Source organism: Flavobacterium granuli (genome assembly GCF_031456055.1).
Taxonomy (GTDB): Bacteria; Bacteroidota; Bacteroidia; order Flavobacteriales; family Flavobacteriaceae; genus Flavobacterium; species Flavobacterium granuli_A.
Genome location: NZ_JAVDTX010000008.1, coordinates 70,863 through 84,441 on the forward strand (window position 1 = coordinate 70,863; position 13,579 = coordinate 84,441).

General features: G+C 33.8%; 12 protein-coding genes. 5 read left to right on the plus strand and 7 right to left on the minus strand.

Features of this window, described 5'->3' with window-relative positions; translation table 11 throughout:
* Positions 1-8 precede the first annotated feature (8 nt).
* The 7 genes from J2W95_RS16035 to J2W95_RS16065 are packed head-to-tail and all read right to left on the minus strand — an operon-like array spanning position 9 to position 6,163.
* Positions 9-1,304 (minus strand): cryptochrome/photolyase family protein, encoded by a 1,296-nt coding sequence (locus J2W95_RS16035; RefSeq protein WP_310008799.1) that lies wholly within the window; start codon positions 1,302-1,304, stop codon positions 9-11.
* Positions 1,304-1,765, minus strand: a complete 462-nt coding sequence (locus J2W95_RS16040) for an SRPBCC family protein (RefSeq protein WP_310008801.1) — start codon at positions 1,763-1,765, stop codon at positions 1,304-1,306. The genes J2W95_RS16035 and J2W95_RS16040 overlap by 1 nt, the downstream gene beginning before the upstream one ends.
* Positions 1,752-2,441 carry a lycopene cyclase domain-containing protein gene (locus tag J2W95_RS16045; protein WP_310008803.1) on the minus strand — a complete coding sequence of 230 codons (690 nt, stop codon included), beginning with the start codon at positions 2,439-2,441 and terminating at the stop codon, positions 1,752-1,754. Before J2W95_RS16045 ends, J2W95_RS16040 begins: the two co-directional genes overlap by 14 nt.
* Before the next feature lies 1 nt (position 2,442).
* On the minus strand, positions 2,443-2,883 hold the full coding sequence (locus tag J2W95_RS16050; RefSeq protein ID WP_310008804.1) for a sterol desaturase family protein: 441 nt from the start codon (positions 2,881-2,883) through the stop codon (positions 2,443-2,445).
* Positions 2,884-2,918: 35 nt separating this feature from the next.
* Entirely contained in the window at positions 2,919-3,758 is an 840-nt protein-coding gene (locus J2W95_RS16055; protein ID WP_310008806.1) for a phytoene/squalene synthase family protein, read from the minus strand.
* A gap of 2 nt (positions 3,759-3,760) precedes the next feature.
* A complete protein-coding gene (locus J2W95_RS16060) occupies positions 3,761-5,230 on the minus strand; it encodes a phytoene desaturase family protein (protein ID WP_310008807.1) in 1,470 nt (489 codons plus the stop codon).
* Between the two features lie 36 nt (positions 5,231-5,266).
* Entirely contained in the window at positions 5,267-6,163 is an 897-nt protein-coding gene (locus J2W95_RS16065; RefSeq protein WP_310008809.1) for a MerR family transcriptional regulator, read from the minus strand.
* A gap of 200 nt (positions 6,164-6,363) precedes the next feature.
* Between J2W95_RS16065 and purB the strand changes: the two genes are divergently transcribed.
* The 5 genes from purB to J2W95_RS16090 all read left to right on the plus strand — a co-directional run bounded on the left by purB (position 6,364) and on the right by J2W95_RS16090 (position 13,378).
* The gene (gene purB, locus J2W95_RS16070; protein ID WP_310008811.1) at positions 6,364-7,710 is read left to right on the plus strand and encodes an adenylosuccinate lyase; all 1,347 of its coding nucleotides are present in this window, start codon (positions 6,364-6,366) and stop codon (positions 7,708-7,710) included.
* A 159-nt stretch (positions 7,711-7,869) separates the two neighbouring features.
* Positions 7,870-10,110, plus strand: coding sequence for a cation:proton antiporter domain-containing protein (locus tag J2W95_RS16075; protein ID WP_310008813.1), 2,241 nt, complete (start codon positions 7,870-7,872; stop codon positions 10,108-10,110).
* A gap of 399 nt (positions 10,111-10,509) precedes the next feature.
* Entirely contained in the window at positions 10,510-11,304 is a 795-nt protein-coding gene (locus J2W95_RS16080) for a hypothetical protein (protein ID WP_310008815.1), read from the plus strand.
* Positions 11,305-11,464: 160 nt separating this feature from the next.
* On the plus strand, positions 11,465-12,724 hold the full coding sequence (locus J2W95_RS16085) for a retropepsin-like aspartic protease (protein WP_310008816.1): 1,260 nt from the start codon (positions 11,465-11,467) through the stop codon (positions 12,722-12,724).
* Positions 12,725-12,787: 63 nt separating this feature from the next.
* Entirely contained in the window at positions 12,788-13,378 is a 591-nt protein-coding gene (locus J2W95_RS16090; protein WP_310008818.1) for an HD domain-containing protein, read from the plus strand.
* The last annotated feature ends 201 nt before the right edge of the window (positions 13,379-13,579 follow it).

Consider the following 13,579-nt stretch of genomic DNA (forward strand, 5'->3'; position numbering starts at 1 on the left):
ATAAAAAATTACTTCAAAATTCCTGCTTTATAAGTAGCGATAGCACGGTCTCTTGCAAATGTGTGATCAACCATGGGTTCACAGTAACCCAAATCAAACTCAGTAATCCATTTCCGGATATAGATTCCTTTTTCATCAAATTTTTTTAGTTGAATATCAGGATTGAAAACTCTGAAATAAGGTGCTGCATCGCAACCTGTTCCAGCAGCCCATTGCCAGTTGCCAACATTGGCAGACAAATCATAATCCAATAATTTTTCGGCAAAATAAGCTTCACCCCATTGCCAATTGATCAATAAATGTTTGCATAGAAAACTGGCAACCACCATACGAACTCTATTGTGCATATAGCCCGTTTCATTGAGCTGACGCATTCCTGCATCGACCATAGGATAACCTGTGGTTCCCGTACACCAGCGCTTGAAATCTTCTTCGTTGTTGCGCCACTGAACTCCATCATAAGCAGATTTGAAATTATGGCTGACAACTTTCGGAAAGCTAAATAGGATTTGCATAAAGAATTCCCTCCAAATTAATTCGCTCAAGAAAACGTCATTTTTTTGAACCGCCCAATTGACTAATTTCCGAATACTTACTGTCCCGAAACGCAAATGTGGCGACAAATACGAAGTGCTGTCCATCGCAGGAAAATCGCGAGTTTCATGGTAATTTGTAATCTGTGCGAGATTATGAGGCTGTACTTTTATATTGCTTTCTTCAAAACCTATTTGTTGTAAATTGGGAAAATCAAAATGGTTTTTATGAAAACTGGAGAAGTGATTTTGAGTATCATATTCCACAAGCGGCGCCATGGATTTATATCTTTCCAACCATTTATTTTTATAAGGCGTGTAAATGGTATAAGACAATCCATCAGATTTTGTGATTTCTTTTTCTTCAAAAATGACTTGATCTTTGAAAGAAAAACAAAGAGTATTATGTTCTTTTGCCAATGCCACAATGGCTAAATCTCTCTTAATAGCATAGGGCTCATAATCTTTATTGAAGAAAACTGCCGAAATGTCAAACTCTTGAAAAAGTTGTTCCCAAACATCGATTGTAGCGCCTTTTTTTATCAAAAGAGAACTTCCAACACTATTTAATTTGGTGTTTATTTTTTGTAGTGATACATGTATAAAACCAACACGCGGATCATTCTTTGGCAAACTATTCAAAATGCCCGTGTCGAAAATAAACAAGGGAATAACAGGATATTTGGATTGTAAAGCATGATACAATGTCACATTATCTTCCAGACGCAAATCACGTCGGAACCAAAAAATAGATACTGTTTGTTTTTGCATTATTTAGAATTGAAAAGCTGGTTCACTTTTTGAAAACGATAATCAAAGATTTCTTTTAGTTTATTCTTGACGATTAAAGCATTCACGATTCGTCCTAAAAACCCAAAAGGCAATGCATAATGAATTACATCAGTCATTTTCACACCGTTTGGGGTTGCTTCAAAGAAATGTTTGTGATGCCAAAAACTATACGGACCAAAACGCTGATCATCTATAAAATAAACTCTGTCTTTAATTTGTGTAATTTCAGTAGTCCAATTTAATTTTAACCCTAAAAGTGGCGAAATCTTATATTGGATAATTTGGCCAGCATACATCGACTGATTGTCAAAATCTGTGATTTCAAATCCCATTGTTTTGGGAGTTATTTTTTGCAGATTTCTAGGATTGGAGAAAAAAGCCCAGCATTCCTCTAGCGAAGCATTAATATACTGAACACTTTCTTTTTTATATACTTTCATTTTTTCTATCCATTATTTTTATCAAAATCAAACTCATCAGCAACATAGTAAAAGCATAACCAACATCTTCAACAGGAATTGTTCCTATTCGAATTCCTAAATTCTCGTTGTCATTGTAAAAAACAACTGGTTCATCGATAAAACTGCCTGTAAGGATTCCGTTTACAAGTAAAAAAGGCAATAAAATGATTAGAAATGTAATGAAATAGGTGTTGAGAATTTGTCCTACTTTAAAAACAGCAATAGTTGTAACAATTATAAACAAACTAAAATTTACAAAAGTGTACCATCTATCATAATTTAATACCGCAATCGGAATTAGAATAATCATCAAAAGCCAATAAATCCTTTTTACGACAGTATCACTCAAAGCCACATTGGGAAAGAAATATTGAAAAGAAAAATGAATAAATATACTGGCATAAGGAATGCAGATAAAAAACAGCCACTCCTCTATTGGCAAACCAAAAAATTCAATTCCAGAATGATATCTTGGATTGAAGCTCCAAACTCCTATTTTGGTAAAAATAATATCCCAAACAATAAAAAATAACGCCGTTATAATCAAAGAAGGAAAAATGATTTTCCATCGATTACTATATTTCATTCTTTTTTCGAAACTATACAGAAACGGAATCAAGAAAGAAGCGATATTCAAAAAAAGATATAATGACATATTAGATTTTATAATATTTAAAAGGGACAAACAACATTCCAAAACATTCTCCATGTTCTTTACCCAAATGTTTGTGATGCACTTTGTGGGCTTTTCTCAATCCAATCAAATACTTATTTTTTGTGTTTTTGAACCATTTAAAACGTTGATGAATCAAAACATCGTGTATCATAAAATAACAAAAACCGTAGCTGGTTATGCCTAAGGCGATGAAAAATAAATAATTCATTCCGCCTTCCACACCAAAATAGAAAAGTACAATGCTTGGTATGGCAAAAATAATGAAGAATATGTCATTACGCTCGAACGTATGCGCGTATTTGGGTTGGTGATGATCGGCATGAAAATACCACATGAGTCCATGCATAATGTATTTATGCGTGAGCCATGTGACACATTCCATGAATAAAAAAACGCCTAAAAAAATCAAAAAGGAAATCATATTCGCTTTATTAAATTAAAAATTTATATATTTTTTTATCCCAATTTCAGTTTGTAAGATACGAACGACTGGGCCAACAATCCTGCTTTGGAATAATTAGAAACTCGAATTCTTGTATTTCCTATTTCACTACAAGGTGTGTGTGCCAGTTTTTTGAGGAGTTTTTTGTAATAAACATAGGCTGTATATACTCCAAATTTTGCTTCCAAAGGTAATTTTATGATTCCTTGATAAGCAATTCTAAAATCTTCCTCGATTTCCTCGATTATTGCTTTTTTGGACTTTTCATCAAAAGATTTTAAATCGACTCCAGGAAAATAATTACGGTTCAATAGTAAATTATCATCCTTTAAATCACGAAGGAAATTTACTTTTTGGAAAGCAGAACCCAATCGCATAGCTTGATCTTTCAAAAGATTGTATTTGGTTTCATCTCCTTTGACAAAAACTTTGAGACACATCAATCCCACTACATCGGCAGAGCCATAAATGTATTCGTTGTATTCCTCTTTACTATAATAATCAGACTTGATTAAATCGAGTTTCATGCTTTTGAGGAATGATTGAATCATTTCGTCGGTAATATTGTAATCCTTTACCGTTTGTTGAAAGGAATTCAAAATCGGATTCAAACTAATACCCAATTTCATGGCTTTGTAATACTCGGTTTCAAAGTCATTGATTAGATCTTCTTTATCATAACCGTGAAAAGAATCTACAATTTCATCAGCAAAACGCACAAATCCATATATACTATAAATGGCATCGCGAATACTAGGTGCCAACATATAAACCGCCATAGAAAAAGAAGTACTGTAATTCTTGGTAACCAATTTACTACACTTAAAGGACACATCATCAAATAATTGCTTCATGACTATTGATTTAAAAGTTGTTTTACTATTAATTCAGATACTAATTTTCCCGAAATCAATGCGGGAGGAACACCCGGGCCAGGAACGGTTAATTGTCCCGTAAAAAACAGGTTTTTCACTTTGGGACTTTTGAGTTTTGGTCTCAAAAAAGCTGTCTGCAAAAGCGTATTTGCCATTCCGTAAGCATTTCCTTTATATGAATTGTACTCTGAAACAAAATCATTTTTACAAAAAGACTGTTTGAATATAATATTGCTTTTTACCGTCTGTTGGGTTAAAATTTCGAAACGCTCAATTATTTTATCGAAATATTCCTCTCTTAACTCCTCTATATCGTCTATTCCAGGTGCAAGCGGCACAAGAAAAAATCCTGATTCCATACCTTCTGGAGCAGAAGTTCTATCCGTCAATGATGGGAAATTAGCATAAAACAAAGGTGCTGCCGGCCATTTCGGATCATCATAAATGTCTCTGGCATGCTGTTCGAAATCGACATCAAAGAACAAAGCGTGATGTGAAATATTTTTTATTCTTTTATTGAAACCTACATAAAACAATAAAGAAGATGGTGCAAAAACCCGACTGTTCCAATACTTTTCAGAATAGGCTCGGTATTCTTTATCCAATAAAGTTTCAGTATGATGATAATCAGCTCCACTCAAAATGACATTGGACGGAATTATTTTTCCGTTGACTACAATTGAACGAGCTATTTTATTTTCGACATTTATTTTTTCAATATTGGCATTGGTTATAAAAGTTACACCCAATTCTCTCGCCAGACTTTCCATCGCGAGCACTACATCAAACATACCCGTTTTGGGATGCCAAGTTCCCAGCCCAAAGTCGGCATAATTCATGAAATTATAAAAAGAAGGAGTATCGGATGGTTTTGCACCGAGAAACAAAACGGGAAATTCTAGTATATAAATGAGCCTTTCGTTTTTGAACTTTTTTCTAATGTCTTTACTAATGTTGCTAAAAAACTGACCGATTTTCTTAGCAGTTTCAACGGTTACCAGTTCCAAGGGAGAAACACCCGGACGATACACTAATTCTTTAATGGCAATATCATAATTGCTTTTGGCCTCAGCCATAAATTCCTTTAATATTTGACCGCTACCTTTTTCGATAGCTTCAAAATCAGCCACGATTTGAGGTAGATTATCTGCAATAGCAATAAAATCGTCAATACCATAATAAACACGGTAAGCTGGAGAGAGTTTTACAAGCTCATAATAATCGGTTGTTTTTTTGCCGAAATCAGCAAAAAAACGTTCAAAAACATCGGGCATCCAATACCAACTTGGCCCCATATCAAAAGTAAAACCTTCAGCTTTCAATTGGCGGGCTCTGCCCCCTATTGAAGCGTTTTTTTCATAGATTGTTACTATATGACCGCTTTTTGCCAAATAGCATGCTGCAGCCATTGCCGAAAATCCAGAACCTATTATTGAGATTGATTTTTTCATTTGTTTAACAAATATACAAAAATCTTAAACAAAAAATCAAACCTTTTCTACTAAATCTGGAATAGAATTAAAAACTTTAACATCTATGGGTAATAATTTTTTGTCAATATACTGAGTCATTCTACCTATCAGCCAAATTTCTGACTGATCACCCAACAACTGGGTACCCATAATAGAAACATATTCATTTACAAGCCTCATTTCTGGTTGTGTCGTAAAATAAGAAACATAAACAACTGGACTGTAGTACTTCTTTATCTCTTTCAAATTACCAATTGGCATACTTTCCCCTAAATAAATGACCTTATGCCCTTTGGATATAATCTCATAATGCAAATACATCAATCCTAATTCATGAATTTCATTTAGCGGAAGGGCCAATACATAAACTTTACCCGATTGTACTTTCCTTTCGTTTTCAATTTTTTCAATATTTACAAGTACCTTTTTTATTATCAAACAACTAATAAAATGCTCGTGAGCGGGCATTATTGTATCGGTTTGCCATAACAAACCAATATCCTCCACCAAAGGAATAAACACTTGATAAAAGATTTCCCTAAATGATTTTTCTTCCAGCAACCAATTGTAGGTATTCGAAAAAAGCTCTTGATCAAAATCCATCATAGCCATCTTAAAGGCATTAACAGCATAGTTTTTGGAGTTTTTTTTCGAAACAATATCATGAATCATTTCAACTATTTTTTCATCGGAAAAGGTTGAAATTTTGGAAATTTTATACCCATAATCACACAATAAAGTAATATTCAACAATTTTTGTAGACTTGTCAAAGAATACAAACGTATATTAGTATCGGTACGCATGGGCTGCAGGATATTGTACCGTTTTTCCCAAATTCGGATTGTATGTGCTTTAATGCCCGAGAGATTTTCTAGATCATTAATACTAAAAACATTTTTTATATTGTTCATATATATTCAATAATTTATTAAACAAATATAACTTTATTTTAAATTAAATTTGAAATAAAACTGGTCCAAATTTTTGAATCCTTTAATTTCATTGAACAGTTATATTTTTTATAACTAAATTCTTTGTCAAACCTTAAATTTCGTGCCCCCTAATCCCTAAATTCTCTTTATATTTGTGCCTTTCGAAAAAACAACATAAAATGACTACTCTAAACGAATTGAATGCTATATCACCAATCGACGGTCGTTATAGAAATAAGACATTATCCCTAGCTCCTTTTTTCTCTGAAGAAGCATTAATCAAATACCGCGTATTAATTGAAATCGAATATTTCATTGCCCTATGCGAAGTGCCTTTGCCACAACTAAAAAACGTAAACCCAAATTTATTTGAAAGCTTACGTGACATTTATAAAAACTTCTCTACCGAAGATGCTCTTTGGATAAAAGAAACCGAAAAAGTAACCAACCACGACGTAAAAGCCGTTGAGTATTTCATCAAAGACGCTTTTGAAAAACTAGGTTTATCAGAATATAAAGAATTCATCCACTTCGGATTGACTTCTCAAGACATTAATAATACTGCAATTCCACTTTCTACAAAAGACGCTTTTGAGAAAGTATATATGCCATCGTTAATCACTTTGACATCCAAATTAAAAGAATTAGCTCAAGAGTGGAAAGATGTTCCAATGCTTGCACGTACACACGGACAACCAGCTTCACCAACTCGTTTGGGTAAAGAAATTGCCGTTTTTGTAGAGCGTTTGGAAGAGCAAATGCGTTTGTTGTTCAACATTCCGTTTGCTGCTAAATTTGGTGGAGCGACTGGAAACTACAATGCGCATCATGTGGCTTATCCACAAATTGACTGGAAACAATTCGGAACCAAATTTGTTCAAGAAAACTTGGGATTACACCATTCTTTTCCAACAACACAAATCGAACATTACGATCATTTTGCAGCCTTTTTTGATGCTTTAAAAAGAATCAACACTATCATTATTGATTTGGACCGTGACATTTGGACGTATGTTTCAATGGAATATTTCAAACAAAAAATTAAAGCGGGAGAGATTGGATCATCGGCCATGCCACACAAAGTAAACCCTATTGATTTTGAAAACTCTGAAGGAAACTTAGGAATAGCCAATGCTATTTTCGAGCATTTATCGGCTAAGTTACCGGTTTCAAGATTGCAACGTGATTTGACAGACAGTACCGTTTTAAGAAACATTGGTGTACCTGTAGGTCATACTTTAATTGCTTTTGAAGCTACTTTGAAAGGATTGAACAAACTATTATTGAACGAATCTAAGTTTCACGAAGATTTAGAGAAAAACTGGGCTGTTGTAGCCGAAGCGATTCAAACAATCTTGAGACGTGAAGCCTATCCAAATCCATACGAAGCATTAAAAGGATTGACTAGAACCAACGAAGCAATTGACAAAAATGCAATTCATGGTTTTATCGCAACGCTTGATGTTTCTGATGAAATCAAAGCCGAACTGATGAAAATCACACCAAGTAACTTCTTGGGAATTTAATAAGCACCAATCTATTTTATACTAGAAGCCATCTTTTCAGGATGGCTTTTTTTATGGCTAGAAATCAAATATCGAAAAAAGCAAGTCCTAAAGAATTTACTTTTTTTGTAAATTAGCCATAATTGATTTTTTATCCACAACTGTCAATAATTCCAATTTATGAGTCTATTAGCCGAAGTTACAGAAACAACAAGCCATTTAAACCCATTAATCAGTGATTTAGGCCTTATCTTAATGACTGCAACTGTTGCTGTTCTAATATTTAGAAAACTCAAGCAACCCTTGGTATTGGGATATTTGATTGCGGGTTTTTTGGCGGGAAACCATTTTGATTTTTTTCCTTCTGTCAAAGAGATTAAAAGCGTTGAAGTTTGGGCTGAAATCGGGGTTATCTTTTTACTGTTTAGTCTTGGGCTTGAATTTAGTTTCAAAAAATTAATGAAAGTAGGCGGAACAGCTTCAATAACTGCTGGAATTCAAATTTTAAGCATGTGTATTCTGGGATATTCCGTAGGCCAATGGTTGGATTGGCCAAAAATGGACAGTATCTTTTTGGGAGTAATTCTCTCCATATCCTCAACCACAATTATCTTAAAATCATTTGACGAGTTAGGTGTTAAGACACAAAAATTCGCGGGAATCGTTATTGGCTCTTTAATCGTTCAAGACATACTTGCCATATTAATGATGGTTTTATTGTCCACGATTGCCGTGAGCAATCAGTTTTCTGGAGGCGACCTTTTAATGTCGGTATTAAAACTGCTTTTCTTTCTAGTGCTTTGGTTTCTGGGAGGAATTTTTATCATTCCAACAGTACTCAAAAAAACCAAACATTTACTCACCGACGAAATGCTACTCATCATTTCTCTTGCCCTGTGTCTGATGATGGTTGTCCTTGCTGCAAATGCAGGATTTTCACCTGCACTTGGCGCTTTTATTATGGGCTCCATAATTGCCGAAACCACACAAGCCGAACATATTGAACATTTGGTAAAACCTGTAAAAGACTTATTTGGAGCCGTGTTTTTTGTGTCGGTTGGTATGTTAATCAATCCCGATGCGTTGTACCAACACGCCATTCCTGTTGTTATTCTTTCTTTTGTTACAATTTTTGGTCAATCCATCAGTTCAACAATTGGTGCCATATTATCTGGGCAACCGCTTAAAGATTCCATACGAACCGGGATGAGTTTATCTCAAATTGGAGAATTCTCCTTTATCATTGCGACTTTGGGAGTAACCTTAAAAGCAACCAATTCCTTTTTGTATCCAATAGTCGTTGCAGTTTCGGCGGTAACGGTGTTTACTACTCCGTTTATGATTAAATATTCACTCCCTTTTTCAGAATATTTAGCACATAACTTACCTCGTAAATGGACCAAACGAATCGAACGCTATTCCGCCAGTACACAAGCGATAAAAACGGTTAGTTTGTGGCAAACTGTGATTAATGCTTATTTAATTCAGGTGATTGTCCTTATCGTAATCATCCTTGCCGTTATCTTACTTTCCTCTCGTTTTATACTGCCCTTAGTCGAAGATTATCATTTTGGAAATCACATGGGAGCCTTGATAACATTAGGTATAGTATCTCCGTTTTTATGGGCACTTGCTTTTCGAAGAGTTACCACCAACGAAGTTGAAGAATTAATGCAGGACCGAAAATCCCGTGGGCCGTTGACGATGCTGTTTTTTATACGTATTGTACTGTCCATATTTTTTATTGGTTTATTGCTAAATACTTTTTTCTCGCCAAAAATTGCTTTGATTGCATTCATAATTGCATTAATCATTTATTTGATTTTTCAAAAGAAACTCCACCTTCAATACCATAAAATCGAAAATCATTTTCTCGCTAATTTAAACGACAGAGAGATTGACAGAGCCAAAAGAAGCCGCAGTGATTTAACTCCTTGGGACGGTCACATGGCAATATTTGACATTGCAGCAGAATCCAATATAGCCGGCGAATCATTGAAGAACCTCCAAATGAGGGAAAATTTAGGAATTAATATTGTTTCGATAAAGCGAGGTGACATAACCATACACATTCCAAGTAGGAACGAACGTATTTTCCCAGGTGATGAAATTTGCGTTATCGGAACCGATGCTCAAGTACAGCAATTTAAAAAATATCTTGACCAACACGAAATGGACGTTTCTCCGGAAACTGTGGAACCAGATATTGTTTTGCGCCAAATCGAATTAAAAAATCACACCTTTATCGGAAAAAGCATCAAAGAATCTAAACTGCGCGAGAAAACGCAAGGTTTGATTGTAGGCATCGAAAAAAGAGGTAAACGAGCACTAAACCCCGAGTCGAATGTGATTCTGGAAAAAGATGATATTTTGTGGATTGTTGGCAACAAAAAACTATTGGCGGATTTAGCCCATGATTAGACTTTCCCTTATCTTATATAAAAAACACTGGTCGAAAGGCTGGTGTTTCTTTTTTAGGAGCAGAACGATAGTTTTTCATAACAGCTTCACTCCCGCTGTACGCAATATCTTTTGTCTTGTTTGAGGACGAGACAAAACGATATTTGCTTCCATCGGGGCTAGAGAACACGTTTATCATTCTTAAGAAATATTTCAAAAAACTCATTATCAATACTTTACATTGTGACAAAAGTAAAAACTATTAAAAATTTATAATTCATTTTTTATACATTTGAAAATAAATAAACTCTGATGTTTGCCAAACATAGCAACCCAATTTAGGAGAAACAAGTCGAACATCTTCAAACCTATAAACGAGTTAGGCGATATTGACTCTCCGAATCAACAATTATCTTCAAAATGAAAAAACAGAACTCCATAGATTTACTTGTTGAAACGTTGAGCAAAGAATTTTCACAAATTAAAAATTTTGAATTAACACAAGATGACCCTTTAGGAAATAAATTCTTTACATTTATTGTTAAAAATTACTCTGAACTTAATTCTTTCAAAAATTTATTTGTTCACTATTATTTGCCAGCTTCCTTAAAATCTTCTCAAGATTTTAGTAGAGAACTTAAATTCTCGAAATACAAACATCTAATCAAGATTGAGAACGATGAACTTAAAGAAAACTATTTTGAGACAATAAGACTTGGATATGTTGGTGCATTTCATAAATACGAATCATACGTTAAAAATATAACTATTTTAATGAATGAGTTCTTTTTAGATTTGTTTGAAAATGAGAAGTATCAAGATATTGAAACATATCTTAAAAAAACTTTTCAAATAGAATTAAAAAGAACTATTACAAAATTTCACGCTAGTGAAAAAATAAATTGGATTGCAAACTGTGTCAAGCATTATGATGGATATCCAATAAAAGAACCTGTTTTGAGGTCATTTATTCACCATAATAAAAACAAAAAAATTCAAATTGAAGCTAAAGAATTTCGCGAGGATTTAGATGATTTAATGAAACAAAACCAGTTATTATTGACAGTTTTATTTCTAGTCGGATTTCATCAATTTATGGATCAAGACTATTTTAAAATAAAGGATCAACTTACAGAAGGAAAAGATGAAAAAGATGTAATAAAAATAAAAGCTCAATTTGAAGAAATTATAGTGCGTACATTCAACATCGCCTAACAGCTACTACAACGGATTTGGGCAATTGGCTTAATGGAAAGTTGGTTTTGCATTTGGGATGATTTGGCAAATCCGAAGAATGGGCTTAATTTAGTCCCAAACCCACTGTAGTAACAGAACCTCAGCGGTAATTAAACAGAAACTTAACACATCAGACGAAATGAAAACCAGACACAAACTTTTTTTATTCTTGCTAGCGTTTGAACAAGTAGCGTTTGGACAGACCAACCTTGACAACAAGATAAAGGAATTAAGTAAGCAACATCAGTTCGTTAAAATGGACAGTTTAAATGATAAAGGAAAAGAAAAAGACTATTACTTCTATAAAGGCTTATTTGCAAATGTTTGTAATAATCCTAAACTATCCAATACTTATTTAGACAGTATAAAAAACAACCCAATTGTTAACAATTATGAATTTGTCAAACTGAAAAATGACAATTACATAAAAACGTTCAATTATGATTTGGCATATACATCCTCTAAAACTTTAACCACAAAATATAAAAAACATTTTTCGGAGGACGAGCTGAATGAAGAAATAAATGCACAGAATATATGGCAATCGCTCAGAGGTCAACCAACACAATCAATAGATGCTTTTTCAACGGTAATCTTACCTACATTAAAAGATAAAGCAGGTCTAATTACTATAAATGTGAGTGCAAACAGTACATCAACTGATTTTGTTTTTGACACAGGTGCTGGCATAAGCTGTATAACTGAAAGTACAGCAAAAAAAATGGGAATCATTTTGCTTCCAGACAATAACGTTTCGGTTGAAAGTTTTACTGGTCAAGCCAATAAAGTTCTAATAGGTTTAGCACCTGAAATTAAATTAGGAGAATTGACGATTAAAAACACAATGTTTTTAGTATATCCAGATTCTGCATTTACATTTGCTAACGGTGCTTATGTAATTAATGGAATAATTGGTTTTCCAATAGCAAAAGAATTAGGCACAATTACAATTGAAAAAGATAAACTTACTTTTTCAAAGAATGAAAAAGTTAATCAAAATGAAAAGAACTTTTTTGTAGACCAGCTCAGGGCTATTGTTATGCTAACCTACAGAGGTAAAACCTTTCCATACAATTTTGACAGTGGGGCACAAGTCAGCGAATTCAATAAATCTTTTTACGAGGCATTTAAATCTTATCTTGATAAAGTTGGGAACTTAGAAACAACAAAATCATCCAGTGCAGGGGGACAAGAAGTCACTTCAGAAGTTTTGGTATTAAAAGACGAAGAAATACTTATTAATAAAACTTTAGTTAAGATGCAAAAGATGCAAGTTGACCGGAGTAGCTATGGTATTTATGGTAAAATCAATTATGGAAATATAGGACAAGACGTAATCGGACAATTTAAAAAAGTGACGCTAAGTTTTGACCAAAACTATTTGAAATTGGAGAATTAATTAACCCGCTGCGTGAAGTCTCCTGAATTTGAGCTTTTACAAATTAAAAAAGACAGAATTTTTATGCCAACAGAAAACTTATTAAAGCAAATCGAGTTTATCAAAGAAATTGATAAACTAAAATATATCCAGAGACGAACTAAATTATTCAACAGCGACAGAAACGAAAATGACGCAGAACATAGTTGGCATTTAGCAATGATGACGATTGTATTGGCAGAGCATTCGGATAAACCAATTGACGTCCTTAAAGTTTTAAAAATGGTTTTAATCCACGACATTGTAGAAATTGATGCTGGCGATGTTTTTCTTTATGATACTACAAAAAGCCACACAAATACAGACGAAGAACTTATTGCAGCAAAACGAATTTTTGGGCTTTTGCCAACAGAACAGGCACAAGAATTTATTGCAATTTGGGAAGAATTTGAGGAAGGCATTACTGATGAAGCAAAATTTGCAAAATCAATGGACCGGTTTGAACCATTGCTGCAAAACACCTCCAACAATGGCGGAACGTGGGCAGAATATAATGTTCCGTATCAAACAGTTTACGATAAGAAAAAGGCAATTAAAGATGGTTCGACAACCATTTGGAACTATGCCGAAAATTTGATTAACGAAAGTGTTGAGAAAGGGATCTTAAAAAAATAATTGATTTACTTTTTTAGTTCAAAGTTGCTCTGCGTGAGGGATTACTTCACTTAATTTTTATTTTAATTGGAGTTCAGTGAACTTCGTTTACAGTGGAGCTCTTTTTTTATCCCTTTTTTTAAGGGATAAAAAAAAGCGGGAACGGAAAGCCCGACCCGACCTTTTGGAAGGGTCACGCCCAAACTACTAAATAAAAAAAAG

Bases quoted from the DNA above. Each gene is read 5' to 3' on its own strand.
- J2W95_RS16035 (WP_310008799.1), bottom strand. From the start codon at position 1,304: ATGCAAAAACAAACAGTATCTATTTTTTGGTTCCGACGTGATTTGCGT.
- J2W95_RS16040 (WP_310008801.1), bottom strand. From the start codon at position 1,765: ATGAAAGTATATAAAAAAGAAAGTGTTCAGTATATTAATGCTTCGCTA.
- J2W95_RS16045 (WP_310008803.1), bottom strand. From the start codon at position 2,441: ATGTCATTATATCTTTTTTTGAATATCGCTTCTTTCTTGATTCCGTTT.
- J2W95_RS16050 (WP_310008804.1), bottom strand. From the start codon at position 2,883: ATGATTTCCTTTTTGATTTTTTTAGGCGTTTTTTTATTCATGGAATGT.
- J2W95_RS16055 (WP_310008806.1), bottom strand. From the start codon at position 3,758: ATGAAGCAATTATTTGATGATGTGTCCTTTAAGTGTAGTAAATTGGTT.
- J2W95_RS16060 (WP_310008807.1), bottom strand. From the start codon at position 5,230: ATGAAAAAATCAATCTCAATAATAGGTTCTGGATTTTCGGCAATGGCT.
- J2W95_RS16065 (WP_310008809.1), bottom strand. From the start codon at position 6,163: ATGAACAATATAAAAAATGTTTTTAGTATTAATGATCTAGAAAATCTC.
- purB (WP_310008811.1), top strand. From the start codon at position 6,364: ATGACTACTCTAAACGAATTGAATGCTATATCACCAATCGACGGTCGT.
- J2W95_RS16075 (WP_310008813.1), top strand. From the start codon at position 7,870: ATGAGTCTATTAGCCGAAGTTACAGAAACAACAAGCCATTTAAACCCA.
- J2W95_RS16080 (WP_310008815.1), top strand. From the start codon at position 10,510: ATGAAAAAACAGAACTCCATAGATTTACTTGTTGAAACGTTGAGCAAA.
- J2W95_RS16085 (WP_310008816.1), top strand. From the start codon at position 11,465: ATGAAAACCAGACACAAACTTTTTTTATTCTTGCTAGCGTTTGAACAA.
- J2W95_RS16090 (WP_310008818.1), top strand. From the start codon at position 12,788: ATGCCAACAGAAAACTTATTAAAGCAAATCGAGTTTATCAAAGAAATT.